We start from the raw sequence: 24672 nt of genomic DNA on the forward strand, positions 1-24672 counted from the left end.
TAGACGGACATTTGACCCGGGAAAGTGGTCACATTCTACGCCAGCAAAGTACTTCAGCAACGAGATGCTTCTGCTTCAATGTAATCTCGTTAGCGGTGCTTAGAGCCACACCAGCACCGAGGATGTGAGTCCCAGCACCGCTAGCGGCACGGCGTACAGGTAGAAAACGTAGATGTGAGTCCGCTGTTGTCTCTCGAAGTAGAACAAAAGCTCCGTTGCCCTTTTGCTGCCTCGTGTCGCCCAGACGAGCGCCAAGAAGATCAACATGATCAGAAATGGCAGGCCGAAAATAACCCCGGTTAACCAGGCGTTGCGCCACGGCGCGTCCTCACTCCCTATGGCAAGAGCCAACAAGGGAGTGGCAAACCCCAAGCAGCCACTAGCCAACAGGTAACGATAAAGCCGGCGGTTCTGCCGCTGGAGTGTTTCAGCCGGAACTTCGGCAAATTCGCCACCCTGTCGCGCAGGAGCAATCTTAGAAGCGACCTCTGCTGCGAGGCTTCCGAGAATGCCGCTCAGCAATTCATGAGGCATGTGCGGTTACCAGGGTCATACGGACACTGATTAGTGTGCTAAAGTTGCTGCCCGATTAAGCGTTCGGCTCAATTCTGATTAAGTCGGCTTCGGGTCTTGGTCGTGTAAAAACGGCCTTGCGGACGTCCGTCCTGACCACGAGGACGCGGGCGTTTCTCAGGCTGTGATTGCCGCGATCAACGGCTTGACCCCGACGATGTTCATGACCCGTGTGAGGTTGTACGCCAGAACCGATAGGGCCATCTCGGCGGCTACTTTTGGGAGCGATTTAGTGAGGAAGTGCGTCGCTCCCATACGGGCCTTCATCGTGCCGAACGGATGTTCGACCGTCTCGCGCCGCTGGCGCATCGCTTCCGGGTTTGCGTCAAGGCGCTGCTGCACTGCCTCAAGCAGATGCTCGTGCTCCCACCGTGTAATCCGCCGCTCCGGCCCCGGCGTGCACTGGGATTTGAGCGAACAGGTTTGACAGGCTGTGGTCCAGTAGCGCCGCAACACCTTGCCGTCTTCTTCGTTTGTATAGCGATACGGTAATCGCTCTCCAGCTGGGCAGCGATAGGCATCCTGTTCTGGCAAATAGACAAAGTCCTGCTTACCGAAGCGTCCCTCCGACTTAGCATTTGACGTCTGCGGCTTGGGCAGCGTCACCGTGATTCCGGCCTCGTGGCACGCGAGGATCTCTGGGCTATTGAAGTAGCCGCGATCGGCTACAGCGTCGAGCGTCTCGCTCTTGAGAACGGCCTTTGCCTGTTTGGCCATGTTAGCAAGTTGGGCGCGATCTGAACCGCTGTTCGTGACCTCGTGCGTCACAATCAGATGGTGCTCGGTGTCCACGGCGACCTGTACATTGTAGCCGACAACGCCGGAGCCGCGGCCGCTCGTTGCCATCGAGCGGCTGTCGGGATCGGTCAGAGAGATTTGCTGATCGGACGACGCAAGCATCTGCTTCTCATACGCGGCAAGCTTGCCCATTTCCTCCTTCAGCTTCGTGAGCTTCTCGGCAAGTCTCGTCACCTTCGCAGCCAGCGCCTCTGTCGGCTCCTGGCGGTCGGCCGTGTCAAGTTGGCTCAGATAACGCGCGACGCTCTCCTCCAGCTGAGCACGCCGCCGTTGGACCTTTGCCCGTGTGAAGTTCTTGTCTCGGTTGTTCACGGCTTTGAACTTGCTGCCATCGATGGCGACGCTCGCCGTCGCCAGAAGGCCCATCCCACGGCAGAGTTCGACAAAGCGCGCACAGACCATGCGAAGCGCCAGGCCGTTGTCTTTACGGAAGTCGGCGATGGTCTTGTGATCAGGCGCGAGCCGACCCAGCAGCCACATCACCTCGAGATTGCGGCCGGCCTCCCGTTCGAGCCGCCGGCTCGACTGCACCCGGTTCAGATAGCCGTAGATGTAAAGCTTCAGGAGAACCGAGGGGTGGTACGACGGCCGACCGGTGGCTGCCGGCTCCACCCCTTCAAAACCCATCTCAGACAAATCGAGCGCTTCGACAAATGCGTCGATCACGCGAACGGGGTTGCTCTCGTCAATGAAATCATCGAGGCATTCAGGCAACAGCGTCCATTGCCCACGATCCGCCTCTTCAACGAAGCGCCTCATCGATTCCCCCAAAAGAATCACTGGAGAATCATAACAGCCGCGCAGCGTTTTCACACAGCCAGGGTCACAAGCAGCCTATCGGTCCTCGGATGCAGATTTCCGGCCCTACCCCGAGAGGGGACATCATCGGCGCCCTCGGGAAGGTCCGGAACGGGCCACAAGCCGACCTGGGCCTTCAAAGGGAGCCGTGCAATCATCCAGATGATCCGGGCATCAGAGGGGAACGATGGCATGAGGATAGTGGCCCGCTTGGCGGCCTATTTTGCCGCGAGCGCAACGTCATCAGCGGTCTTCACCGTTTGGATGGCCTGTCGCGACTCCCGCGATCCGGCAGGAAAAGGGCTGAACCTCATTGAAGTTGGGAGCGAGACCTTGCAGGTTTGGCCCTATGTCTTTGCGTTGGCGCTTTTGCTGATGTTCTTGCCTTGGTGCTTGATCACGGGGATGTCGCGATGGTTGCCTTTTGGAGGACCAGTCTACAGCGCCAGCGGTTCGGCTCTCGCAGCGATCCTCGCTTGGGGTTGCTTGGGAGGCCTATTCCCCGCGCGCGGCCATCCAAGCTTCACGGAAGGCTTCGCGCTGGCCCTAGAGGCAAACGGACTCCCAGTTCTGATTTCTGGCGCGATCGGAGGCTTGATCTATTGGCTGGTCCGCGAACGCGCCGAACACCTCAAAAATACGATGCGATCCGTCGAGCATATTGAGGCTGATGCAAAGGTCCATTGAGTGCTATCAGTCCGCATCTGACCGGGATGTCTGCTCAGGGTCGATTCTGTTGAAAAAGTCAGCAGTTGCGACGCAGAGATATCGGTGATTCAGTCTGTCTAGTGGGCAGGACTGAAGGTCATGATGGGGCATCGGCAAGTCGAACAGGCTGCGTTGTTCTATGAGTTCTCGCTGGAAAGGCACATCCCAGCCGACCACCTCGTGCGGTCGATCGATAGGTTCGTCGACCTTGAGGACTTACGGCGGGAGCTGGCGCCGTTCTACAGCAACATCGGGCGGCCCTCGATCGATCCGGAGCTGATGATCAGGATGCTCTTGATCGGCTATTGCTTCGGCATCCGATCGGAACGGCGCCTCTGCGATGAAGTCTATCTCAATCTGGCATACCGCTGGTTTTGCCGGCTGGGTCTGGATGGAGCTGTCCCCGATCACTCGACGTTCTCGAAGAACAGGCACGGCCGCTTCCGTGAGAGCGATCTCTTCCGTCGCGTGTTCGAGACCGTCTTGCGCCGCTGCATCCGGGAGCGCCTGATCGGCGGCGAAGGGTTCGCAGTCGACGCGAGCCTGATCAAGGCGGATGCCAATCGGCAGAAGGGAATCGAAGGCGATAAGAGGCTTCCGCCGGAGGCTGCGGGTCGAGCGATCGACGAGTATCTTGCCGTTCTTGATGATGCCGCGTTCGGTGCCGCGACGGAGGTCACGCCCAAGTTTGTATCGCCCTCCGACCCGGCGGCGCGCTGGACGGGAGCGCACGGCGGCCAAGCCTTCTTCGCCTACTCGACGAACTATCTGGTCGACGTCGAGAATGCGATCATCGTCGATGTCGAAGCGACCACGGCGATCCGCCAGGCAGAAGTATTGGCCGCCAAGCGCATGATTGAGCGTTCAATCGAAAGGTTCGATCTTTATCCAAGCCGGCTTCTCGGCGACAGCGCCTATGGCTCCGCTGAGATGCTCGGGTGGCTGGTCTACGAGCACGGGATCGAGCCGCACGTGACCGTCTTCGACAAGTCGGCCCGCACCGACGGGACCTTCTCGCGTGAGGCCTTCACCTACGACCATACCAGGGACGTCTATCGCTGCCCCGCTGGCAACCCCCTCACCACTACAGGGACGCTGGTGAACAACGACACGACGGTCCTCTACCGTGCGAGCAAGCGCGATTGTCAAGCATGCTCTCTAAGAAGCAGGTGTTGCCCCAACACCCCGGCCCGAAAAGTGCCGCGCTCGATCTACGAGGGCGCTCGCGACATGGCACGCGAGATCGCAAGCTCATGGGAAGGCCGCACTTCACGCCGGCTCCGCAAGAAGATTGAGATGTTGTTCGCGCATCTCAAGCGCATCCTCAAGCTAGATCGGCTGCGACTAAGAGGGCCGAACGGCGCACGCGACGAGTTCACCCTCGCTGCAGCCGCTCAGAACCTTCGTAAGATGGCCAAGCTGATCCCGATGCCCGCGCTGACGCCCGCGTGAACCACAACGCGCCAATTCGTCCTCGAAACAGATGGCGTTCACGACGAAACTACTGCCGACTTTTTCAACGGAATCGGTCAAAAGCCACCTTCCGGTCGGCCAGTAACTTACGTCCGGTTGTATCCAGCAGTAGGCGTTCCAGGCGCCGGCCCGAAGGTCCCAGATGGGACAACATCAGACGTCGGGCGGGTTCGTATTAGCGGATCAAGCCTTCGCCCGCCGGATCGAAGTCGGTGGACGCTTGTATACCTCAGCAAACACACTGTTGAAACGCCGTAGGCTGCAGAATCCTGATCTAAGTGCGACCTCGGTCATCGGAAGCTTCGTCTCGTCCAAGAGACGCTTTGCTCGTTGAACACGCCCCGTTCGCGCGACTTGGGCGGGACTTGCGCCGACATATTTTTTGAATAGGCGTGATAGATGCCGCGGTCCGATGCCGAGACGTTCTGCGAGTGTTTCGATGTTCGCATCGTCTAGTGCACCACTGCGAATCAGACGTAGGGCGCGCTCAACTGTCGTCCGTGAGCCCTTCCAAGCTGGAGAGAACGGTGCCGTTTCGGGGCGGCATCTGAGGCATGGTCGAAATCCCTCCTGCTCAGCTGCAGCTGCCGAAAGATAAAACGTCACGTTTTCGGCCTTGGCGGGGCGCACCGGGCACACCGGCCTGCAATAGATCCTCGTGGTTCGGACGCCTGAGAAGAACAGGCCGTCATAGCTCTTGTCGCGACTCACTCGGGCACGTTCGCATACAACGGGATCAAGCCTCCCGATGTCCGTTAAAGCCGACGACGGAGTCCGATTCCGGCGAGCCACAACACGCTCCAATTGCTACGACGCCATCAACCTATCAGCATGAGTGAGCGAGACAATGGGTGACGAGCAGCATTTCGTTGGTTGGTCGGTGGCATGGGCTGCCTTTACCTTGGCGGTGCTCGCCTGGGGCATCGGCTTCTATGGTCCTTCGGTCTTTCTTCCGACTCTGCACTCCTCGCGCGGATGGTCCATCTCGGAAATCTCGGCTGCCATTACCTTTCATTTCGTGCTGAGTGCGCTCCTGGTCGCGTATTTGCCCGACATTCATCGCAGAATTGGGATTGCCGGGACGACACTGGGCGGTGCTCTTCTGATGGCCATCGGGTTGATCGGATGGTCCAGATCGTGGGAGCCGTGGCAACTCTTCTTAGCGGCCATTCCGAGTGCGGGAGGTTGGGCCGCTACAAGTGGTGCTGCCCTAAACGCCATTGTCGCCAGATGGTTCGAGCGCGATCGCCCGAAGGCGATGAGTCTGGCGTTCAATGGCGCAAGTGTCGGGGGGGTTCTGTTCGTGCCTTTGTGGCTCTTCTTGATCGATTGGCTCGGCTTTCAAACCGCGGCGCTGGCCGTGTCCATTGTTGCCCTCGGCGTTATGGGTTGGATTTCTATTCGATACTTCAGGCTGTCCCCCACCAGCCTTGGTCTCTCTCCCGATGGCAACGGAGTGCCTACGGTTGTCGCGAAACCGACAACGAGACTATCTCGCTCTAGCATTATTCGTATGCCGGGATTCCTTACGCTTTCGGCGGCGTTTGCGCTTGGCTTGTTTGCGCAGATCGGCCTTCTGTCACACTTGGTCTCCCGCCTCACTCCCGATGTTGGTGCGACAACTGCGGGCCTGCTTCTCAGCCTAGCGACGGCATGTGCAGTAATCGGACGGACTCTGACGGGATGGTGGATCGGAGATCACGACCGGCGGATCGCCGCAGCCATTAACTTCGCGGTTCAGACCGTAGGAGTTCTGCTGCTCATCTTCGGCAACGGATGGATCGTACTGACATTTGGCTGCGTCATCTTCGGATTTGGCATCGGGAATCTTACGACTTTGCCGCCATTGATCGCGCAGAAGGAGTTCGATCGTAAGGATGTGGTGGCGGTGGTTGCGCTGATCGTTGCCATCAATCAGGCAGTATTTGCGTTCGCGCCAGCCATTGTTGGTGCTCTCCGCGATGCGACTTCGGGTTATGGAACGGCGTTCGGGATTGTCGCTTGCATCCAGCTTTTGGCTGCGATGGTTGTGCTCCTTGGGCGTAAGGCCGTGGTCCCGCCGGCGAGGTCAGCTTAGGGTCATTCGCGTCGGCATTGCCATGTCCGCCTCCTGGTCCGCTATCGACAATACCCAACCTTACCGACCGAGTAGGTGTGGATCTCGACCGATTAGGACTGCCGTCCGTTATCGGCCTGACCGTCCGTCAGCTGACGCGACAGCGGCGGCCATGCAGAATGAGCGCTCTCGACCACACAGGAGGCGCGCAATGGAGTTCTTCTGCGGGCTGGATGTCGGCATGGATCGAACCACGATTTGCGTGGTCGACGACAAGGGCGAAGTGCTGCTGGAGGTCGCGGTGATGACCGACCCGAATGCGGTCAGGGGAGCACTGGCGCCATATCTCGGCCGCTTAAGGCGGGTCGGCCACGAGGCCGGGGCGCTGTTGCCGTGGCTGCATCCCGAGTTGCTCAAGCTTCGCCTGCCGGCGATCTGCCTGGAGACCCAGCATGTGCGGGCGGCGCTGAAGGCGCAGCGCAACAAGAGCCCGCGCTGGCGCAGAGCAGGCTGAGGGTGCGCTGGATCGGGCTGGGCCGAGCATCACACCCCAGGCAATCAAAACCTCGCCAGCCAGGCCCGCAAACGCATGAGGACTGACTCGAAGAGCTACCGGCGCGACTACCTCCGCGCGCTCGCCCAACGCGTGGAAGTGGACGCGAAAGAGCTTCGCATCATGGGATCGAAAGCGCGCTCCTGCGCACGCTGGTCGGTGCCTCGGGCGCAAAGACGGCCCAGTTTGGTACCGAAGTGGCGCACGCGACACGATTCGAACGTCTGGCCTTCGCCTTCGGAGCGCACCCGGCATCGGTGTTCAATCCGCCACACGCACGCGCAGCGACAAATCTGCGCGGCGGTCGGGATCGTTCGGCCGTGGCCGCGAAAAATGTTGGCCTTTTCGTTGGCTTTCGTTGAAATCGCACAAAAATACATAAGCTAAGTCAGTAGGATGCGCCTATAGCGAGGCGCCCTCTTGCGCACCACGCTTCGCCCTTCGGGCTATGCGTGGCGCAGCCGCGCAGGTGCCCGAAGGGCGAGGCGTGCCCGGCGTAGCTTCTTGGCGAAGCCGGGCGTTTGAGCCCCCCGGTGCTCCGGCTAAAGCCCCGCGTTATGATCCGATCAACCCTGTCAAACAGCCCACCGCTCGTCGCAGCCTTGCTCGCGCCATGCCACCGCAACCTCGCGGCCGGTTCGGCCCGAGCTCTGCTGCAATCTGGCGTCCTCTTGAATGAGAGGGCGCAGGGAAGGCCGAGTGCCGACTGGCACCCGCGGCCCCCGTGCGAAAGAAGTGCACGGGGAAGGAACCACAGGCTCAGCCGGAAACAACCCGGCCTTCCCTGCGCAATGGTTTGAACGGCTGCTCCGTGCTCTCCCAGGGGACCGGGCTTGCTTGCCCCCGTCATCGACATCGTCGTCGACCAAGACACCAGCGTCGGGGTGTCGGGACCACACGGCTTGACCGTCCGCGCGGCGACGTTCGTCCGCACCTCCAAGGAGATGCTGCGTCGCCCCGCGGCCACCGCTCCCCGCCGCAACGTCCCGTGACGATCGCGATGCGCCCCTCTCAGTGCGGGCGGGATGGCCGGATCAAACCACTGATTTGGGGTCGGCGTCAACAGTATTTCTGGTATTCGGAATTATCGCCCTGCACTGCTCCAGTGCTGCGCACACCGTCAATCGTCCCGTGTTGGCCGCCATCAAACTCGATGCCGAGGCCGATCCGGCTCGCGAGCAGGACGACGAGAAACGTGCAGCGCACCGTAACCCCGGCGATCAGGTTGCTGGTCTGTGGTAGCATTCCGGTGGCGCCGCAATCGTGGAATTGAAGCATGTCAAGCGCAAAGCGGAGGAAGGTGGCGAAGAACAAGACGTGGACACCCGCGAGCCCGGAGGACGTCCAGAAGATGAAGGCACAATGGGAAGAACGCGAGAAAGCTCACACGAACTTCCTCGATAAAAACCCCGAAGTCATCGACCGTCTGCACGGGCGTTGCGATGACAGCTTCGACCCGCTGGAGCATGCGGTCTGGGAAAGACACGAACGCATTGCAGCCGCCTGCGCCATCGTTGAGCAGCTTCGAATTCTGCCGGTCGAGGAAGCGGCGCTAAAGCTGCTCGGCATGTTCGACGCCCTCCGTCCGCTGGGGAACGAAGAGCCCCAGAAAGCCGGACGTCCCAAACGCAGCATGTGGGACGATATCGATAAAGAAATCGGGCCCGCGGATAAGAGGGGGAGTCATTATCAGGCAGCTGACGAGAGGGCGGATCAGCGGCGCCGGAAAAAACTCGGACTGGAGCGTCCACCCGGCCGTCCGAAAACCCGACAAAAATAGCTCGCGCGAATAAGTCGCTAATAGCCGAATTTCGGACGCGGTAAAGGTTCGGTGAGGGCACACACAGCCGTTTACGCCCCTCAGCTCAACTACACGGAGATAATATGAGAAAGAAAGCAACAAGCGCTCGCCTTAGCAGTGAGTTGCTGCGGCGCGTGCGCGAGATCACGCCTGAGGCGGCTTCTATCACGGAAGCAATCGAACTTCTTTTGGAAGAGGCGGTTGATCACCGCGCGGCAGAGCTTGAAGCCCGCGGCCTGCCAAACCCGAGCGGGCCGGTAAGCGAGATGCCGGCAGCACTGCATATCGGTGCGTTGGGACCCGGGGCGCGGGCTCGCGCGCTGGCTGGCTGGCGCGACCGCTATCCGATGCAAACAGCGATAATGCTTTTCCAGCCCGGGGGCGATTGGCGCGGCATAGACCCGGCCGCGACCGAGCTCCATGACATGCTTGCGGCTTTGCCGGAGTGATAAGTTGGACTGCCGAATGGATGCACGCCGGGAGTTTTGAGAGCCGTCGCGCTGAGAGGTGCGCCGGCTCTTTCTTTCGGCTAACCGGTGCGGACCGCCTCGCTCAGGGCTCAAGAGGATAGGAAAGGAGACTGAGACGTGAAGAAGGCAACTTATTTCGCGCTCGATATCATCTGCGTTGCGGCCTGCTACTACTTCGCTGGCTGGCACGGGCTCATCGCCTACGCGGCTGTTTGGTTAGCGGGCTTTGCCGCGTTCGCGTGGTTCGCCGCAATGAGGTTCCGATACAGAGCCTCATTCAGCAAAATAGTTCTGTGGGGTGAGATGGCTGACGTGCTCGCCGCGGTCGGTGATTTCACCGCGGCGCGGCACAACGAGGAAATCTCAAGACTGCCGGACGACACCTTGGCGTTGGCTACGGCGTACTATGGCTCTATGCGCGACCCAGACAGATTCTCGCGGCCACTGCAAGACGTTGGGGACGCTAATTACGCTCTTGCTCTTGATGAGGTGCAACGGCGCGGCATAGATGCAAAGTTAAAAAGCGCTGCCGTCTCGGTCGCGACGGCGCGCCTGGAGGCAGATGAGCGGGCACAAGGATTCGTTCTTATCATCACCACATTCAAGCTACTGGCGGCTGTCGCAATCGCTTACTTGGTCTAGGAGCAGAGACTTTAGCCGTCTCCGTACAATATCCGGCGACCGCGAACGACAAAATGCAGGGCGTGCGGACACCGGCGGACGGGGCGCCGCAGCCGAACGCGTGGCATGAGCAAGGTCCGGGGGTCTCAACTAAGACACTATCTTATTGGCGGGGGCGGCGAGGGACGCGCTGGTCTAGACGGTGCTCGCCGCCCACTGAGAACGAGCGATGTCGCTTTCGGTCCCGCCACGCGCGCGCGCGTAGTCGCGCGTAGTGTCTGGAAAGTCTTCGCGGCGTTCGGGATCGTTCGCCCAAGGCCGCGAAAAATGTTGGCCTTTTCGTTGGCCTTCGCCGAAGTCGCGCAGAAATTCGCAAGGTAAGTCAATAAAGTGCGACTATAGTGAGGTGCCCTCTAGTGCACCAGCCTCTCTCCGTTGCTCCGCCTTCCTGTCTCTCTCGTCGCGTCCGCTCGCCGCGCACCATTGGCCGGTTAAGAATTGCTTAACCCAAATCGCGCCATCGTCCGGTGCGAGCGGCGGGATGAATGCCCGCACTGGCGGCTGGCGGCGATCCGGACGAGCGCGTCGTCGCGTTCGAATCCCGCAGGTGTCGGTTGCGCTCGGGCGTACGCCAGCGGCAGGGCCGGTGGCGATCAGTATCCAGAGGTCATGGTCGGGACGTCTCTCGCGGGGCCGCAGCGCCCGTGCGCGTGATCAGTCGGCCGCCGCTGGCGATGCACCGGCCGCTGGCAGCAGCGCCGGACCGACGGCCGAAGACGCAACGCGAGACAAAGGCGAACCCGCGACATGAGCACGACTGCCCTCGACAACCACACCCAGTTTCAATCCATCGTCGGCCAGATCCGGACGCTCGCCTACAAATACATCGAGGACAAGGACTTCGTCAGCGCCCAGCTCGCGTTCCAGAAGCTGCTCGAGCTCGACCCCAAGGACATCAACGCGCGCTTCATCTATGCGCAGCTGATCGACGACGGCTCGCACAAGAAGCGCGCCGAGGCGCGCGACATGATGCTGGCGATCCTCGACGAGCATCCGGAGATCTTCGACGAGCCGAGCGAGGGCAACCTGCACCTGATCCGCAGCGCGGCCGTGCGCTGCAGCCATGTCGGGCCGTTCACCCGCTCGATGGAGCTGTTCCGCAAGCTCGCCCACGCCTCCAACCAGGCGGCCGATTATTTCTCGCTCAGCGAGATCCTGACCCAGGGCAACGAATTCGAGGAAGCGGTCGCCGCGCTGGAGAAGGCGATCAAGCTCAACCCGGCCTATGACAACCCGATCAACCGCGAGACGCTGGAGCTCGCGCGGTCGAACGCCAAGAAGGGCAAGGCCAAGGAGGCCAAGGGCCGCGCCAAGGTCGGACGCTACCCGGAGACCAAGGACTTCCTCGGCGACCTGCAGACGCTGATCACCAACCACATCGCGGTGAACCTCGCCGCCGCGCCGAAATTCCTCGACAAGAGCACGCGCTTCTTCACCATGGGCTCGTGCTTCGCGCGCAACCTCTCCAAGAGCCTCACCGACAGCGGCTATTCCAGCCACCACATGGAGATCTCGGAGTACATCAACACGACCTTCGCCAACCGCGTGTTCGTCGACTGGCTGCGCGACGCCGAGATCGATCCGGAGATCCGCGAGCGCATCGTCGAGCTGCTGCCGCCGGGATCGAGCAAGGAGAACACGCTGGCCGTCATCAAGCAGGCCGATGTCTTCATCCTGACGCTCGGCGTCGCCGCGGCGTTCTTCGACCGCGAGACCGGCGCCTTCGTGCTGCCGCGGCCGACCGCGCTGAACTCGCGGGCGCTGGCGGAGAAGTACAAGTTCCGCACCGCCAGCGTGCAGGAGAACGTCGACAACGTGCTCTATCTGATCGAGTTCATCCGCAGCATCCGGCCAGGCATCAAGGTGATCGTCACCGTGTCGCCGGTGCCGCTGCTGACCTCGTTCGAATATGAATCGGTGGTGCAGGCCGACTGCCTGTCGAAGAGCACGATGCGGCTGGTCGCGCACGAGGTCGTCAACAACTCGAACCTCGAGGACATCTGGTACTGGCCGTCGTTCGAGGTGTTCCGCTGGGCCGGCTCCAACGCCTCCAGCTTCTTCGCCGCCGACGACGGCGCCGCCTGGCACGTCTCGGAGGACAAGGTGTCCGCGGCGGTGCGCGCCTTCGTGCAGACCTTCTCGCCGGCCTGAGCGCGCGAACGGCGGCCTCAGGGCAGCCGCTTCTTCCAGAGTCGGATGACCAGGATGCCGGCCTGGGCATAGCCCGGCGGCGAACTCTCAGGTCCGAACGGCGTCTTCGAATACAGCGAGCTCGAGACCAGGAAGCCGCCGACATAGGGCTCAGGCAGGCCCGACAGCGCCAGGAAGCAGCGGTGCGTGAGCAGGCCGTCCTCCGGCAGATTGCCGCGCACCAGCCGGCAATCGCCGATGCCGGTGAATGCGATGCCGTTGAGCTGGCCCTCGGCGTAGGTGCCGAGCAGGGTCGGATCCATCGCCTGACCGATGCAGACCCGCATCTCGCCGATGCTCTTGTCGCCGGTGTCGGTCATGCGGCCGTCAGCCGGCCGGACCCCGACGGAACGGATCGAGAGCTGATCCTCCAGCGCCGGCGCGAAGCCGGTCTTGGTCGGCGCGCAGAAATCCGACGGCACGACGCGGCCCTGGCGCACGCTCCGCGCGATATAGATCTCCTCGACGCTGTTGTCGCCGGACTGCGCCCGGCCCTGCCCGCTGGCGGCCAGCAACGTCACGGCCGCCATGAACATCGCAACGATCACCCGGCCCATGCGCGCATCCTTCCTCCGAATCGATCGCCCTGACTATCGGATTCGGCGAATCTTCTGAACCAGCACCAATGAACAGGACATATACATACAATCATACCTCAATCTTGAGATCGCCCTGGCCCCCATGAAGCACCGCGTCGTGACGGTCATTTGGTAGCAAAAGTCAGGTAAGCAGGACTGCCGCGGGCGCCACCGCGCAAATGCTGCAGTCGGTCGCTTGTCCGGCTGGGCTCGTCCCGAGTTCCCGCGTCCTGAACGGAAGTCGCCGCGGCGGCGAAAAGGGTTCGAGAAAAATGGTGCGCCGGTCCGCAATGACATGTGCCGAGATCCCGGCTCCATTCGCGCTTGCAGGGCCGAGCGTGACCGCGGTCACATCGGACGGTCGCGCCGGCGTCTAAACCTCCTCTCAGTCAACGAGGGGAGCCTTCACGATGCGCAAGATAATCCTGATCGGAGCCATGATGCTCGCGTCCGCCGCGGCCGCACAGGCCGAGGGAACGCGCAGCCTGTCGATGACGTCGAGCGATGCCGCCGCTCCGGCACCGCGCCCGAGCTATGTCCAGCAGGCCGGCGAGGTCACCGTCACGCCGGCGCCGGTGCCAGCAGCCGCGGTCCAGGTCCAGCCGATTGCGCAACCGGTTGCGCCTGCGGCTCCCGCGGCTCCGGTCGCCGCAACAACTCCACCACAGCCCGCCGTCGCCGCTGCGACGCCGGCGCCCGAGCCGACCCGCTCGGTGCAGAAATCATCGCGGCGGTCGAAATCGGCGCGCTCCGACCGGACGCGCCGCGAGAGCTGGACTGAAGCCCGGATCGTCCGCGAGCTGCATCGCCACGGCATCTATTGGTGAGCGGCCGGCGACAGGCGACAAACGAAGAAGGCCGGGCGAATGCCCGGCCTTTCGCGCGAGGAGACCCTGCAGCGGAGCATCACTGCGAGATGGTCTGGATCACGCTCGAGATCGGCCGCGCATTGGTCATTGTCGTCGGCAGCTTCGGATCCTGGCCGATCATCGCGTCATATTCCGGCAGCGTGTCGAGCGTGCCCTTCGGCTTCATCGCAACCACCTTGTAGCCGCCGGCCTTGAGCCGCCGCAGCAGGGTCGGCAGCGCCAGCGCAGTGTTCTTCTGGAAGTCGTGCATCAGGATGATGCCCTTGCCCTTCTTGTCGAGCCCGGTCATCACGGTGTTGACGACCTGGTCGGCATCCTTGGAGCGGAAGTCGAAGCTGTCGACGTCGCAGGAGAACATCGCGACATTGCGGCTTCCGAGATAGGCCACGGCAGAGGGCCGGTGCTGCAGTTGCGGGAAGCGGAAGAACGGCGCCGGGTTGGTGCCGAGCGCGAACTTGACCGCGCTGAAGCCCTTCTCGAGCTCCTCCTTCGCCGTCTCGTCGGTCATCTTCTTGCCGTTCAGATTGGCGTGCGACCAGGTATGAACGCCGACGACATGCCCGGCGGCCAGCACCTGGCGCAGGATCTCCGGATGATAGGTCGCATGCTTGCCGATCGTGAAGAAGATGCCGGTGGTGCATTCGTCGGCCAGCGCCTTCAGCACCGCCGGCGTGTTGACCGGCCACGGGCCGTCGTCGAAGGTCAGCACCACCTCGTGGTCGGCGAGGAAGTCGAACTGCTTGAAATGGTCGAGGCCGAAACCGGGGCCGCCGGTGGTGTCGACCATGACGGTGCGGGAGATGCCGAGCGCGTCCGGATTGGCGCAGGTCGATTTGGGCTGCACGGGCGCCGGCGCGCTTGCCGCCATGCGCGTGGAAATCGTGCCGGTCATCTCGACATCGTCCTTGGCGCCGGCCTTGGCGGCGACTCGCGCCGGAGGCGGCGGCGACGGCTCGGACGGCCTCGCCGCTGCGCTCTGCGCGGCGGCCTTGGCGGCGCTGGGCTTCGATACGTAGTACCAGACACCGGTGATCGCCAACGCCGCGACGACGGTGGCCAGCAGCAAGCCTAACGCATTACGCATGGTTACTCTTCCCGAAAGCGCGAGACACTCGATGGCGGACGCAACGCTGTCCGCCTCCTTCAATTAGCTTCCATTAGTGCCAACGATTCCTTAACGCGGTGCCAACACGACCAGGATCGGGCAAGATTTCCAGAATGATGCCGGCGCCGAAGCGGCAGTTCACCGGAGCGACGTGTCGCCGCGGCCATCGGCCTGCCGGAACTGCCGACCAGGTTTGGATCTGGCGTGACCCGCATCACGGTTGCTAGAGAGCGATCAGGCCATGATGGGCGCATTGAAACACGCGGCTCCGCAAACATGCGGCGCCAATGGGAGCCAGCCATGACGACGTCCACCAATGTTCTGCGAAAGGCCGTTCTGACCGCCATCAGCGTCGCCGCCGTCTCGGCCTTCACCTCGACTGCGAGCTTCGCCTTCAGCGCCGAAGCGCAGCAGATGTGCACCGGCGACGCCTTCCGCCTGTGCAGCAGCGAGATCCCGAACATCCCGGCGATCACCGCCTGCATGATCAAGAACCGCTCGTCGCTCAGCTCCGGCTGCCGCGCCGTGCTCGACAAGGAGGTCTCCCGGCGCAGCGGCAAGGTCGCCGAGGTCAACGACGCCAATTGAGGAACCGCTCTTGGCTCCCCTGCGCGCCCCGGCTGCGACCGCGGCGCTTGCGACGGCCGGTTGTGACCACTAAAAGCGCCGCCAACCTTTCAATGCCGGGAGCGAGGCGCCAGTCATGAACAAAATCCTAACGATCATTCCTCTGGTTCTGATGGCGGCGGCGGCCTCAGCCCAGCAGCAGCCCGGCCAGGATGCCTGCGCGCGCGACGTCTCGCGGCATTGCCGGGCGGTGATGAACAACGGCGATCAGGCGGTGCTGGCCTGTCTCAAGGAGCATCGGGCCAAGCTGTCGAAGGCTTGCGAAAAGGTGCTGACCGAGCACGGGCAGTAAGGTCCGTCCCGCAGCACGGACAGCAATTTTCGCGAACTGGTGCGGCCCGCCCGAAGGCGGTCGGAAGCGTCTGACTACGCGAGCCGGAACTGCTTGCGCAGGGTCTTGTCGAATAGTCCGGCGGTTGCGAATCGGCGCAGCAGACTGACCATGCGCGCCGCATTGCCTGCGGTGTAGCGCCGGCGCGGGACCCGATCGCTCGCCGCCTTGATGATCACCTTCACGACGACATCCGGCAGGTCGGCCTTGGGCATGACATCCCGCAGCAGCGCCGCGACAGCCATGCGCGCCTGATCGTATTCGGCTTTCTGCTGGTCGGGCTCCATGCCGTTCTGATCGAAAACGGTGCGGACATAGGCCGGTTCGATGACGGAAACGCGGACATTGAAGGCCCGGACCTCGTGGTCGAGCGATTCCGAATAGCCCTCGATCGCATGCTTGGCGGCCGAGTAATGCGCCGAGTACGGCGCCGGGATGACCCCGAGGATGGAGCCGATGTTGAGAATGCGGCCGCCGCCCTGGCGTTTCATCACCGGCAGCACCGCATTCGTCATCCGCATCACGCCGAAGACATTGACGTCGAAGAGCGCCTGCGATTGCGGGATCGAGGATTCCTCGGCGCCGCCGAACATGCCGATGCCGGCGTTGTTGACGAGGAGGTCGATCTTCCCCTCCCTCAAGACGACGTCTGCGATCAGCGCAGAAACCGACGCCTCGTCGGTGACGTCGCAGGCCAGCATCGTGACGCCCTGGGGGCCGTCATTGGCGATCTTCCGGCTTGTTCCGAACACCGTGAAACCCGCGCGGGCTAGACCTTCGGCGGCAGCGTAGCCGATGCCGGAGGATGCCCCGGTCACGATTGCAGTTCTTACGGCGGCCATGTGTTTTCCTCACGTAATCTCGGACTTCGCGTCAGAGACGGGTTGCATTATGATCGTTTAGTGATATTATGATCATAATGCAATAGAGATGCGGACGAAGGCGTCATGCGATACGAAAAGGGCCGAAAGGACACGTCGCGCCGCAGGATCATGGACGTCGCTGTCGAGCGCTTCCGCACGGATGGAATTGCGGGCTCAGGTCTGGCGACGATCATGAAGGATGCCGGCCTGACGAACGGCGCCTTCTATCCGCACTTCCCTTCGAAGGCCGATCTCGTCCGCGAGACGATCTCCGACTCCCTCGGCAGGCAGGCCGTATGGCTGCGCGAGGTGCTGGACGAAGGGGGACTCGATCGCTTGATCGACATCTATCTTTCCCCCGAACACCGGGACCATCCGGGGCAGGGCTGCGCCTCCGCGGCACTGTTACCGGAGCTTGCGCGGCAGCCGGAAGAGACGCGCGGCATGTATGCCCAACAGTCTCGCGCCCTTGTGCTGCTTCTCGCGGAAGCACTTCCGGCCCATGTCGAAGCGAGGGAAGATGTGGCATGCGCGATCTTTGCGACCCTGATCGGGACGCTCCAACTGGCACGCGCAGTCGACGAAGAGGCGTCGAGTGGCATCCTGCGGAGCGGAAAACTCGCGATCCGCACCTTGGCTGGCCTTCGCGCGCATCAGCTTCCTAAGCCTGAATGAACCCCCGATGCGCGCGTCGTGTGCGTTCGGATGACGTCACGCGCGGCGCCATCAGCCTCGACCACACCTGAATTTGTGCAGATCGCACGGCGGAAGCGACACATTGCCAGGCAAGGACCACAGACAGGAGAGTCCCAGTGAAAGCCTACGCCGTCGAGAAGTACCAGAAGAAGGGCCCGCTACGCCTCGTCGAGCGGCCCGATCCGCAGGTCCAGAGCGCCGACGTCCTCATTCGCGTTCATGCCTCGGCCGTGAACCTGATCGACTCGAAGGTCAGGGACGGCGAGTTCAAGATCTTCCTGCCCTACCGTCCGCCCTTCGTGCTCGGTCACGACGTCGCCGGGACCGTCGTCAAGGTCGGCGATGGGGTCAGCCGCTTCAGGGTCGGCGACGAGATCTATGCCCGGCCAAGAGATCACCGCATTGGCACCTTCGCGGAATTCATCGCCATCCACCAAGACGATGTCGCACTCAAGCCCCGCACACTGACGATGGAAGAGGCGTCGTCCGTGCCGCTGGTCGCGCTGACGGCGTGGCAGGCTCTGGTCGATGTCGCGAAGGTGAAGCCGGGCGAGAAGGTCTTCATCCAGGCTGGCTCCGGCGGCGTCGGTACGATCGCGATCCAGCTTGCCAAACATCTGGGGGCGACGGTCGCGACGACGACGAGTGCGAAGAACGCCGCCCTCGTCAACAGCCTCGGCGCCGATGTCGTGATCGACTACACGACCCAGGACTTCGAAAAAGTTCTCTCGGGCTACGACGTCGTGCTGCACAGCCAGGATCCGAAGACGCTTGCGAAATCGCTGAACGTCCTGAAGCAGGGCGGCCGCCTCGTCTCGATTTCGGGGCCGCCCGATCCGGCCTTTGCCACGGCTCTCGGGCTGAACGCCGTTCTGAAGCTTGTTATCCGGCTGTTGAGCCGCAGCGTGCGCAAGAGGGCAAAGAGCCTCGGCGTTGACTATTCCTTCCTGTTCATGCGCGCCGATGGCCGGCAACTCGCGCAGATCGCCGGGTTGATCGATGGCGGCGCGATTCGCCCCGTCGTCGACAAGATATTCCCCTTCACCCAGACGCCCGAGGCGCTCGCCTATGTCGAGACCGGCCGTGCAAAGGGCAAGGTCGTGATCAAGGTGCAGTAGCGGGTTTCTTGATTGCAGCTGACAGCGATCCTGAAGCGGACATAGCTCGCGAAGGCTACGCTTGCCCCCGCCGTTCTAGGGCCCGCTGCGGGCCGCTGACGCAACGGCCGGTGCCTGCTCGGCGGTGCGGTCGATATCCTCCTTGGCCCGGACCGAGCCGAACGGGCGTTCCAGCATGCGGCGGATGCGCACCGGGTCGGTGCCGATGTGGAAGTCGATCGCGCGCTTGTGCAGCTCGCGCTCGGCGCGGGTCGAGCGGTTGCGCTGACGCAGATAGTCGATCCAGGTCGGGCAGTGATAGCGCTCTGTCCATAATTCGGGATCGGCGATGTCGCGGGCGATCGACCAGCCATAGGCGCCGTTGCGCTGGCGGCTGAGCTGCACGTCCTGCATCAGGTCGTGGAAGGCGCGGGCATTGTCCTCGGCGACGCGGTACTCGATCTCGACCACCAGCGGCCCCGAGCGCGGCGTCAGCTCGAGCTGCACCTCCGGATCGGCCAAGGTCTCGCCGTCCTCGTTGCGGGCCCCGATCGGCGGCATCCGCAGCCACAGGCCGAGCAGCGGCGACACCATCATCAGCGCTCCCGACACCAGCAGCGCGACCTCGACGCCGGCGGCGTCGGTCAGGCGGCCCCAGCCCCAGCTGCCGATCGCGATGCCGCCGGAGATCGCCGCCTGAAAGGCCGCCAGCGCGCGGCCCGCGACCCAGCGGGGCGCCGAAAGCTGCACGCCGATGTTGAACAGCGCCACCGCCAGCATCCACACCGCACCGGCGATGACGAGCGCCGCCGCCGTCAGCACCGGCGTGGTGCTGAGTGCGACGGCGGCGGTGGCCGCACCCAAGGTCAGCGCGCAGGTGCGGATCGCGGCCTCACCGGACAGCCGTTTCCTGATCTCTCCGATGTTGAGCGCGCCGACCACCGCGCCCATGCCGAAGGCGCCGAGCATGATGCCGTAGGTCTGCGCGCCGCCATGCAGCAGGTCGCGCGCCACCAGCGGCATCAGCGCCGAGATCGAGCCGCCGATGATGCCGGTGACCAGCGTGCGGATCAGCACGATCCGGATCGACGGCGAATGCACGATGTAGCGGACGCCAGAGACGATGGCGCGGTTGAGCGGCTCGCGCGGCAGGCGGCTCGGTTCGACCACGCGCCGCCACAGGAACAGCGCGGCCAGCAGCGGCAGATACAGCAGCGCATTCGCCGCAAAGGCTGCGACCGCGCCGGCAGCGGCGACCACCACGCCGCCGATGGCCGGGCCGAAGCTGCGGGCGATGTTGTAGCTGATGCCGTTCAGCGCGACCGCCGCCGGCAGCGTCTCTGGCGGCACCTGCTCGCTGACCGAGGATTGCCACGCCGGCCCCATCAGCGCCATGCCGCTGCCGATCACGAAGCACAGCGCCAGCAGCCGCTCTGGGGTCTCACGAGGCCGAGCCAGGCCAGCACGGTCAGGGTGGCGGCGCCGCCCAGGGCCACCGCAAGCGCAACCAGCGCGACGATGCGCCGATCATACATGTCGGCGATGGCACCGGCCGGCATCGAGATGAACATGACCGGCAGCATCAAGGCGGTCTGCACCAGCGCCACCTTGTCGGCCGACGACGTCATCTGCGTCATCGCCCAGGCGGCGCCCACGGCCTGGATCAGGAGGCCCAGATTCGACAGCAGGCTCGCCAGCCAGATGCGGCGGAACACCGCGTGCCGGAGCGGCGCGGCGATGCCCTCGGCCGCAAACAGCTCACGTTTCTGCGGCGCATTCATGCTGTTCCGTCCACGTCGTCCGTCCGCATTGAACTATCGCTTGATTCCGCCCGGACGTATGTGATGCCTGCGAATGTCCGCCGCTGTCCAGTGCTCGCTATCCAGGCTCGCATCATGGACCGCGGCCAACGAACACAAAATGAATGAGACGAAAGGGAGACCGCCGATGAAGCTGACGCGCCGCACCATTCTGCAGACCATGGGAACCCTGCCCCTGCTCACCAGCGGTCTGACCTTACCTGCACATACGCAAACGGCGGCGGCGACCACATCGGCAGGCGAGATTCCCCCGATCCTGTTCGTGCATGGCAATGGCGACCACGCGGCGCTCTGGCTGACGACGCTGTGGCGGATGGAATCCAACGGCGTGCCGCGAACGCGCCTTGCCGCGCTCAACTTCACCGACCCGCTGGCGCGCAATGACGACGCCGTGGCGCAGCCGGGTCGCTCGTCGACCGACGACCAGCGGCGCGAACTTGCCGAAGCGATCAAGGCGCTCAAGGAGCGCACCGGTGCAGCACGGATCGCGCTAGTCGGCAGCTCGCGCGGCGGCAACGCGATCCGCAATGTGGTGAAGAACGGCGGCGGCGGCGATATCAGCCATGCCGTACTGTGCGGCACGCCCAATCATGGCGTGTTCGACTGGGAGGACAGTCCCGGCAGCGAGTTCAACGGCCGCGGCCCGTTCCTGCGCGGACTGAATGCCGGTGACAGCGAGGTGACCGAGGGCACCGCCTTCCTCACGCTGCGCAGCGACGGCCTCGACAAATATGCGCAGGCCGATGGCCGCCTGGTCGGCAAGCCTGGTGTGCCGACCGGGATCACGGCCGAAGGGCCGGCGTTGAAGGGCGCGACCAATCTCGTGATCGGCGCGCTCGACCATCGCGAGGTCGCATTCCACCCGCGCGCGTTCCGCGAGATCTACAAATTCATCGCCGGCCGTGAGCCGACGCAGATCGCGATCCAGCCCGAGCAGCAGGTGCGGATCAGCGGCCTGGTGACGGGAACGCCGGGCGGCGCGCCGACCAATCGCCCAGTCGCGGGCGCAAGCGTGGAGGTCTATCGCGTCTCGAGCGAGACCGGCGCACGCAACGGCGAGCCTGTCTATCGCGGCCAGACCGGCGCCGACGGACGCTGGGGTCCCGCGGAGGTCGATCCGACATCCTATCTCGAGATCGTGCTGACCTCGCCGGGCGCGCCGATCACGCACTTCTACCGTTCGCCGTTCCCGCGTTCGTCCGACGTCGTGCATCTGCGCGCGGCGCGGCCGCTCGGCCAGGCCGATGCCGGCGCCGGAGCGATTCTCATCATGATCAGGCCGCGCGGCTATTTCGGCCTGCCCCGCGACATCGTGCTGCTCGACGGCAAGGAACCCGGGGACGTACAGAAGGGAATACCGACCGATGCAGCGACGACATTGCGGCTGCCAGCGGGCGACGTCGGGCGCAGCGTCATCGGACTGTTCAACGAGGAACGCATCGCCGCCCGTCTTTGGCCAGCATCGGAGAGCAGGATTGCGATGATCGAGCTGACTAATTAGTTGCTGGAGTATGATGGTACATCACAGCCTCGGAGAGCGCTGAATCGCGCTCTCCCACGCATGTTGCAAGCGAGGTGACCGAATTACCTCTGGCAGGAAACCGCCGTTCCGCGGCCGGCCGGTTCGTCCTACAGCAGCCGGCGCTCGGCATGCCGCCGTGCAGCCGGTCCGCCGTCCCCCGCTCACGACAGCGTCGAGAGGCAGTGAATGAGTACCGCCGAAGTCCACTACCTGCCGCAGGCACGCCTGCCACTGGTTCCTCCAACGCCGCCGCGGGCGCCGGACAGCATGGGCGCGCTGCGCCGCGTGCTGATGATGGGCGACAACGCGATCGCGACCTGGAGCCAGCGCGCCTATGAGGACGACATCATCCGCGGCCGCTTCTTCGGCAGCTCCAGCTACATTCTCAATACGCCTGATACCATCAAGCATGTGCTGGTCGACAATTGGGAGAACTACGTCCGCACCGTCGGCGCCATCCGCGTGCTGCGTCCAGTGCTCGGCGAGGGGCTGCTGATCGCCGAAGGCAAGGCGTGGAAGCACCAGCGCCGCACCTTGGCGCCGGCTTTCACGCCGCGCGCCGTTTCCGGCCTCGTTCCGCACATGGTCGCGGTGACCGACGAGACCGTTGTCCGGCTGAGAGAGCAATGCGGTCAGCCGCTCGACCTGCGCGAGATCATGCAGCGCATGACGCTCGACATCGCCGGCCGCACGATGTTCTCGTTCGAGATGGGCCGGCACGGCGCCACCCTGCGCGATTTCGTCTACGAGTATGGCGCGCGGCTGGCCAGCCCGCATCTGCTCGACATCGTGTTGCCGCTGTCCTGGCCGACGCCGCGCGACTTCGCGCGCCGACGCTTCCGCAAGCGCTGGACCGCCTTCGTCGCCATGCTGATGGCCGAGCGGCGCGCGGCCGGCAAGCTGGAGGATGCGCCGCCGCGCGACCTGTTCGACCTGATGGGCGCGGCACGCGATCCGGAAACGGGCGCTGCGTTCACCGATGCGCAGCTCGCCGACGAGGTCGCGACCATGATCCTCGCCGGGCACGAGACGACCGCGACGGCGCTGTTCTGGGCGCTGTATCTCATCGCGCTCGACCCAGCCAATCAGGACAGGCTGGCGCAGGAGGCGCGCGCCGCGACGGATCTGAGCAATCCGGATCAGTTGCCATTCACACGCGCGGTGATCGACGAAACGCTGCGGCTTTATCCGCCCGCCTTCCTGATTGCGCGCGCCGCAAGCGGGCCGGACCGTATCGCCGAGTTCCAGGTGAAGCGCGGCGACGTCGTGCTGATCTCGCCCTGGCTGCTGCACCGGCACGAGAGGCTGTGGCAAACGCCCAACGCCTTCATACCGGATCGCTTCATGCCGGGCGCGCCGCCGCCGGAGCGCTTTGCCTATCTGCCGTTCGGAGCGGGCGCGCGGGTCTGCATCGGGGCTCATTTCGCCCTGACCGAGGCGGTGCTGGCGCTGGCACGGCTGGTGGCGGCCTTCGACATCGAAATGCTCGACGCCGCACCCGTGATGCCGGTCGGCGTGGTCACGACCCAGCCGGATCGCTCGCCGCTGTTCAAGCTCACGCCCAGGGCGGGCGTCTGATCCCGGCGGCGGCCGGGCCATCGCTTCGTCTCTTGCTTGTGGGTTTGCTAGGCACCATCTTAACACGCCATGAGCGACATCCAGGCCCAGCTTTCGGTTCTGAAGCAGACCGCCGATCCGGCCGTTGCGGACGCGATCACACGGTTGATTGAGGCGGGTGAAGATCACGAACTCAACCGTATCAATGCCCTGGAGTTCTCGGCGCGCGCCGGTCTCGATGAGGAACGGGTTATTTCCGGGTTCCTGCATGCTGCACGGATCGGCTTGTTCGATCTGACCTGGAACGTGCTCTGTCCTGGCTGCAGCGGCGTGCTGGATGCGCACGCCACGCTGAAATCTCTCCGCCATGACGATTACCATTGCGGACTATGCGCTTGCGGCTACGAGCCTTCCATCGACGAGCAGGTCGAAGTTGCTTTCACCGTGAGCTCCAAGGTCAGGAGCATCGCCGCTCACGATCCGAACACGCTGCCGCTCTGGGAGTATTACAAGCAGGTCTTCTGGAGTTCCGGGATCGACCTCGACCGGGAGTCTTTTGCCTCGCTCAGCGAAGAAGTGACGCTTGATGCGCTCGAGCTGCCAGCCGGTGAGAAGGCCGTGCTCTCACTGCAGCTCCCATCCGATTTCATCATCATCTTCGAACCGGTGACGCATTCTGCGCATTTCATCGACGTTCAGGGCGAGCCCACCAGGGAGCGCCAGCAGCTCGGACTGCTATTCAACAGGGCGCATCCTCCGACCGGATCGATCACGTTGCGTCCAGGCCCGCTGCGACTGGCGCTCGACAATCAGGCCGGCGTACGGACGCTGCCGACCGTCTTCGTTGCCGGCGATGCGCTCCACCGTCTCCTCGGCAAGCGCCGGCCTTTCCTGACCGCCAAGCGCATATTGTCCAACCAGACCTTTCGCGACGTGTTCAAGGCGGACAATCTCAACATCGACCAGCGGCTGAAGATCACCTCTCTCACCTTCCTGTTCACCGACCTCAAAAGCTCGACGGCGCTGTATGAGCGCGTCGGCGATCTCGCGGCCTTCGACCTGGTGCGCGCGCATTTCCGCGCGCTGCTGGAGATCATCAATGCCGAGAAGGGCGCGGTGGTGAAGACCATCGGCGATGCCGTGATGGCGACCTTCATCCAGCCCGAGCATGCGCTGTCCGCGGGCCTGCGCATGCGCGCGGCGATGCAGCGGCTCAATGCCGAGCGCGGAACCGAGGATCTCGTGGTCAAGATCGGCATCCACGAGGGGCCGTGCCTCGCGGTGATGTTGAACGACCGCCAGGACTATTTCGGCCAGACCGTCAACATCGCGTCGCGCGTGCAGAGCCTGTCGACCGCGCAGGAGATCCATCTCACCGCGCCCGTGATCGAGAGCCCCGGCGTTGCCGACATCCTGCGGAGCGCGAAGATCGCGCCCATCCAGAAGCACGCCGCGCTGCGCGGCATCGCCGACCGCATGATGGTGTACGAAATACCCTGAGGCTTA

General features: G+C 63.6%; 22 protein-coding genes and 2 pseudogenes. 16 read left to right on the forward strand and 8 right to left on the reverse strand.

Features of this window, described 5'->3' with window-relative positions:
• Positions 1-99 precede the first annotated feature (99 nt).
• Positions 100-534, reverse strand: a complete 435-nt coding sequence (locus QX039_RS17845; protein ID WP_315715829.1) for a hypothetical protein — start codon at positions 532-534, stop codon at positions 100-102.
• 156 nt (positions 535-690) lie between these two features.
• A complete protein-coding gene (locus tag QX039_RS17850) occupies positions 691-2130 on the reverse strand; it encodes an IS1182 family transposase (RefSeq protein WP_315716201.1) in 1440 nt (479 codons plus the stop codon).
• 249 nt (positions 2131-2379) lie between these two features.
• Between QX039_RS17850 and QX039_RS17855 the strand changes: the two genes are divergently transcribed.
• Both QX039_RS17855 and QX039_RS17860 read left to right on the forward strand, forming a co-directional pair.
• The gene (locus QX039_RS17855; protein WP_315723447.1) at positions 2380-2856 is read left to right on the forward strand and encodes a hypothetical protein; all 477 of its coding nucleotides are present in this window, start codon (positions 2380-2382) and stop codon (positions 2854-2856) included.
• 120 nt (positions 2857-2976) lie between these two features.
• Positions 2977-4329 carry an IS1182 family transposase gene (locus QX039_RS17860; protein WP_315723445.1) on the forward strand — a complete coding sequence of 451 codons (1353 nt, stop codon included), beginning with the start codon at positions 2977-2979 and terminating at the stop codon, positions 4327-4329.
• Between the two features lie 204 nt (positions 4330-4533).
• Here the strand turns inward: QX039_RS17860 and QX039_RS17865 are convergent, their stop codons facing one another.
• On the reverse strand, positions 4534-5142 hold the full coding sequence (locus QX039_RS17865; protein ID WP_315770615.1) for a bifunctional transcriptional activator/DNA repair enzyme AdaA: 609 nt from the start codon (positions 5140-5142) through the stop codon (positions 4534-4536).
• Between the two features lie 55 nt (positions 5143-5197).
• On the opposite strand from QX039_RS17865, the gene QX039_RS17870 reads away from it, so the two are divergent.
• Together QX039_RS17870 and QX039_RS17875 are read left to right on the forward strand one after the other, a co-directional pair.
• The gene (locus tag QX039_RS17870; protein ID WP_315718668.1) at positions 5198-6427 is read left to right on the forward strand and encodes an MFS transporter; all 1230 of its coding nucleotides are present in this window, start codon (positions 5198-5200) and stop codon (positions 6425-6427) included.
• Between the two features lie 190 nt (positions 6428-6617).
• Positions 6618-6902 (forward strand): annotated as a pseudogene (locus QX039_RS17875) (IS110 family transposase); the annotation flags it as partial.
• Between the two features lie 1116 nt (positions 6903-8018).
• Here the strand turns inward: QX039_RS17875 and QX039_RS17880 are convergent.
• The gene (locus QX039_RS17880) at positions 8019-8273 is read right to left on the reverse strand and encodes a hypothetical protein (RefSeq protein ID WP_315740494.1); all 255 of its coding nucleotides are present in this window, start codon (positions 8271-8273) and stop codon (positions 8019-8021) included.
• Between QX039_RS17880 and QX039_RS17885 the strand changes: the two genes are divergently transcribed.
• The 4 genes from QX039_RS17885 to QX039_RS17900 all read left to right on the forward strand — a co-directional run bounded on the left by QX039_RS17885 (position 8260) and on the right by QX039_RS17900 (position 12062).
• On the forward strand, positions 8260-8739 hold the full coding sequence (locus QX039_RS17885) for a hypothetical protein (protein WP_315740493.1): 480 nt from the start codon (positions 8260-8262) through the stop codon (positions 8737-8739). The two genes, QX039_RS17880 and QX039_RS17885, sit on opposite strands and share 14 nt — an antisense overlap.
• Positions 8740-8843: 104 nt before the next feature.
• A complete protein-coding gene (locus QX039_RS17890) occupies positions 8844-9209 on the forward strand; it encodes a hypothetical protein (RefSeq protein WP_315740492.1) in 366 nt (121 codons plus the stop codon).
• 138 nt (positions 9210-9347) lie between these two features.
• Positions 9348-9872, forward strand: a complete 525-nt coding sequence (locus tag QX039_RS17895; RefSeq protein WP_315740491.1) for a hypothetical protein — start codon at positions 9348-9350, stop codon at positions 9870-9872.
• A 786-nt stretch (positions 9873-10658) separates the two neighbouring features.
• Entirely contained in the window at positions 10659-12062 is a 1404-nt protein-coding gene (locus QX039_RS17900) for a GSCFA domain-containing protein (RefSeq protein WP_315740490.1), read from the forward strand.
• Between the two features lie 17 nt (positions 12063-12079).
• Here the strand turns inward: QX039_RS17900 and QX039_RS17905 are convergent, their stop codons facing one another.
• Positions 12080-12658: a hypothetical protein gene (locus QX039_RS17905; RefSeq protein WP_315740489.1), complete on the reverse strand. Its 579-nt coding sequence runs from the start codon at positions 12656-12658 to the stop codon at positions 12080-12082.
• A 431-nt stretch (positions 12659-13089) separates the two neighbouring features.
• Between QX039_RS17905 and QX039_RS17910 the strand changes: the two genes are divergently transcribed.
• Entirely contained in the window at positions 13090-13506 is a 417-nt protein-coding gene (locus QX039_RS17910) for a hypothetical protein (protein WP_315740488.1), read from the forward strand.
• Positions 13507-13585: 79 nt separating this feature from the next.
• Here QX039_RS17910 and QX039_RS17915 read toward each other — a convergent pair whose 3' ends face one another.
• Positions 13586-14632 carry a polysaccharide deacetylase family protein gene (locus QX039_RS17915; RefSeq protein WP_315740487.1) on the reverse strand — a complete coding sequence of 349 codons (1047 nt, stop codon included), beginning with the start codon at positions 14630-14632 and terminating at the stop codon, positions 13586-13588.
• A gap of 321 nt (positions 14633-14953) precedes the next feature.
• On the opposite strand from QX039_RS17915, the gene QX039_RS17920 reads away from it, so the two are divergent.
• Both QX039_RS17920 and QX039_RS17925 read left to right on the forward strand, forming a co-directional pair.
• Positions 14954-15241, forward strand: a complete 288-nt coding sequence (locus QX039_RS17920; RefSeq protein ID WP_315740486.1) for a hypothetical protein — start codon at positions 14954-14956, stop codon at positions 15239-15241.
• A 115-nt stretch (positions 15242-15356) separates the two neighbouring features.
• Positions 15357-15572, forward strand: a complete 216-nt coding sequence (locus QX039_RS17925) for a hypothetical protein (RefSeq protein ID WP_315740485.1) — start codon at positions 15357-15359, stop codon at positions 15570-15572.
• A gap of 74 nt (positions 15573-15646) precedes the next feature.
• Here the strand turns inward: QX039_RS17925 and QX039_RS17930 are convergent, their stop codons facing one another.
• Complete coding sequence (locus tag QX039_RS17930) at positions 15647-16453, reverse strand: oxidoreductase (protein ID WP_315740484.1); 807 nt, start codon at positions 16451-16453, stop codon at positions 15647-15649.
• 105 nt (positions 16454-16558) lie between these two features.
• Here QX039_RS17930 and QX039_RS17935 point away from each other — a divergent pair, with 105 nt between their 5' ends.
• Together QX039_RS17935 and QX039_RS17940 are read left to right on the forward strand one after the other, a co-directional pair.
• Entirely contained in the window at positions 16559-17149 is a 591-nt protein-coding gene (locus tag QX039_RS17935; protein ID WP_315740483.1) for a TetR/AcrR family transcriptional regulator, read from the forward strand.
• Between the two features lie 137 nt (positions 17150-17286).
• Positions 17287-18288 carry an NADP-dependent oxidoreductase gene (locus QX039_RS17940; protein ID WP_315740482.1) on the forward strand — a complete coding sequence of 334 codons (1002 nt, stop codon included), beginning with the start codon at positions 17287-17289 and terminating at the stop codon, positions 18286-18288.
• Between the two features lie 75 nt (positions 18289-18363).
• Here QX039_RS17940 and QX039_RS17945 read toward each other — a convergent pair.
• Positions 18364-20048, reverse strand: a pseudogene (locus tag QX039_RS17945) (MFS transporter).
• 166 nt (positions 20049-20214) lie between these two features.
• Between QX039_RS17945 and QX039_RS17950 the strand changes: the two are divergent.
• From QX039_RS17950 to QX039_RS17960, 3 genes are all read left to right on the forward strand, one after another.
• On the forward strand, positions 20215-21588 hold the full coding sequence (locus QX039_RS17950) for a hydrolase (RefSeq protein WP_315740481.1): 1374 nt from the start codon (positions 20215-20217) through the stop codon (positions 21586-21588).
• 207 nt (positions 21589-21795) lie between these two features.
• Positions 21796-23187: a cytochrome P450 gene (locus QX039_RS17955; RefSeq protein WP_315740480.1), complete on the forward strand. Its 1392-nt coding sequence runs from the start codon at positions 21796-21798 to the stop codon at positions 23185-23187.
• Positions 23188-23256: 69 nt separating this feature from the next.
• Entirely contained in the window at positions 23257-24666 is a 1410-nt protein-coding gene (locus tag QX039_RS17960; RefSeq protein ID WP_315740479.1) for an adenylate/guanylate cyclase domain-containing protein, read from the forward strand.
• Positions 24667-24672: the final 6 nt, after the last annotated feature.

It is taken from the genome of Bradyrhizobium sp. SZCCHNR1043, assembly GCF_032489675.1.
In the GTDB taxonomy this organism is placed as follows: domain Bacteria; phylum Pseudomonadota; class Alphaproteobacteria; order Rhizobiales; family Xanthobacteraceae; genus Bradyrhizobium.

Bases quoted from the DNA above. Each gene is read 5' to 3' on its own strand.
- QX039_RS17935 (WP_315740483.1), top strand. From the start codon at position 16,559: ATGCGATACGAAAAGGGCCGAAAGGACACGTCGCGCCGCAGGATCATG.
- QX039_RS17870 (WP_315718668.1), top strand. From the start codon at position 5,198: ATGGGTGACGAGCAGCATTTCGTTGGTTGGTCGGTGGCATGGGCTGCC.
- QX039_RS17915 (WP_315740487.1), bottom strand. From the start codon at position 14,632: ATGCGTAATGCGTTAGGCTTGCTGCTGGCCACCGTCGTCGCGGCGTTG.
- QX039_RS17930 (WP_315740484.1), bottom strand. From the start codon at position 16,453: ATGGCCGCCGTAAGAACTGCAATCGTGACCGGGGCATCCTCCGGCATC.
- QX039_RS17920 (WP_315740486.1), top strand. From the start codon at position 14,954: ATGACGACGTCCACCAATGTTCTGCGAAAGGCCGTTCTGACCGCCATC.
- QX039_RS17905 (WP_315740489.1), bottom strand. From the start codon at position 12,658: ATGGGCCGGGTGATCGTTGCGATGTTCATGGCGGCCGTGACGTTGCTG.
- QX039_RS17950 (WP_315740481.1), top strand. From the start codon at position 20,215: ATGAAGCTGACGCGCCGCACCATTCTGCAGACCATGGGAACCCTGCCC.
- QX039_RS17850 (WP_315716201.1), bottom strand. From the start codon at position 2,130: ATGAGGCGCTTCGTTGAAGAGGCGGATCGTGGGCAATGGACGCTGTTG.
- QX039_RS17955 (WP_315740480.1), top strand. From the start codon at position 21,796: ATGAGTACCGCCGAAGTCCACTACCTGCCGCAGGCACGCCTGCCACTG.
- QX039_RS17900 (WP_315740490.1), top strand. From the start codon at position 10,659: ATGAGCACGACTGCCCTCGACAACCACACCCAGTTTCAATCCATCGTC.
- QX039_RS17925 (WP_315740485.1), top strand. From the start codon at position 15,357: ATGAACAAAATCCTAACGATCATTCCTCTGGTTCTGATGGCGGCGGCG.
- QX039_RS17845 (WP_315715829.1), bottom strand. From the start codon at position 534: ATGCCTCATGAATTGCTGAGCGGCATTCTCGGAAGCCTCGCAGCAGAG.
- QX039_RS17860 (WP_315723445.1), top strand. From the start codon at position 2,977: ATGATGGGGCATCGGCAAGTCGAACAGGCTGCGTTGTTCTATGAGTTC.
- QX039_RS17890 (WP_315740492.1), top strand. From the start codon at position 8,844: ATGAGAAAGAAAGCAACAAGCGCTCGCCTTAGCAGTGAGTTGCTGCGG.
- QX039_RS17960 (WP_315740479.1), top strand. From the start codon at position 23,257: ATGAGCGACATCCAGGCCCAGCTTTCGGTTCTGAAGCAGACCGCCGAT.
- QX039_RS17910 (WP_315740488.1), top strand. From the start codon at position 13,090: ATGCGCAAGATAATCCTGATCGGAGCCATGATGCTCGCGTCCGCCGCG.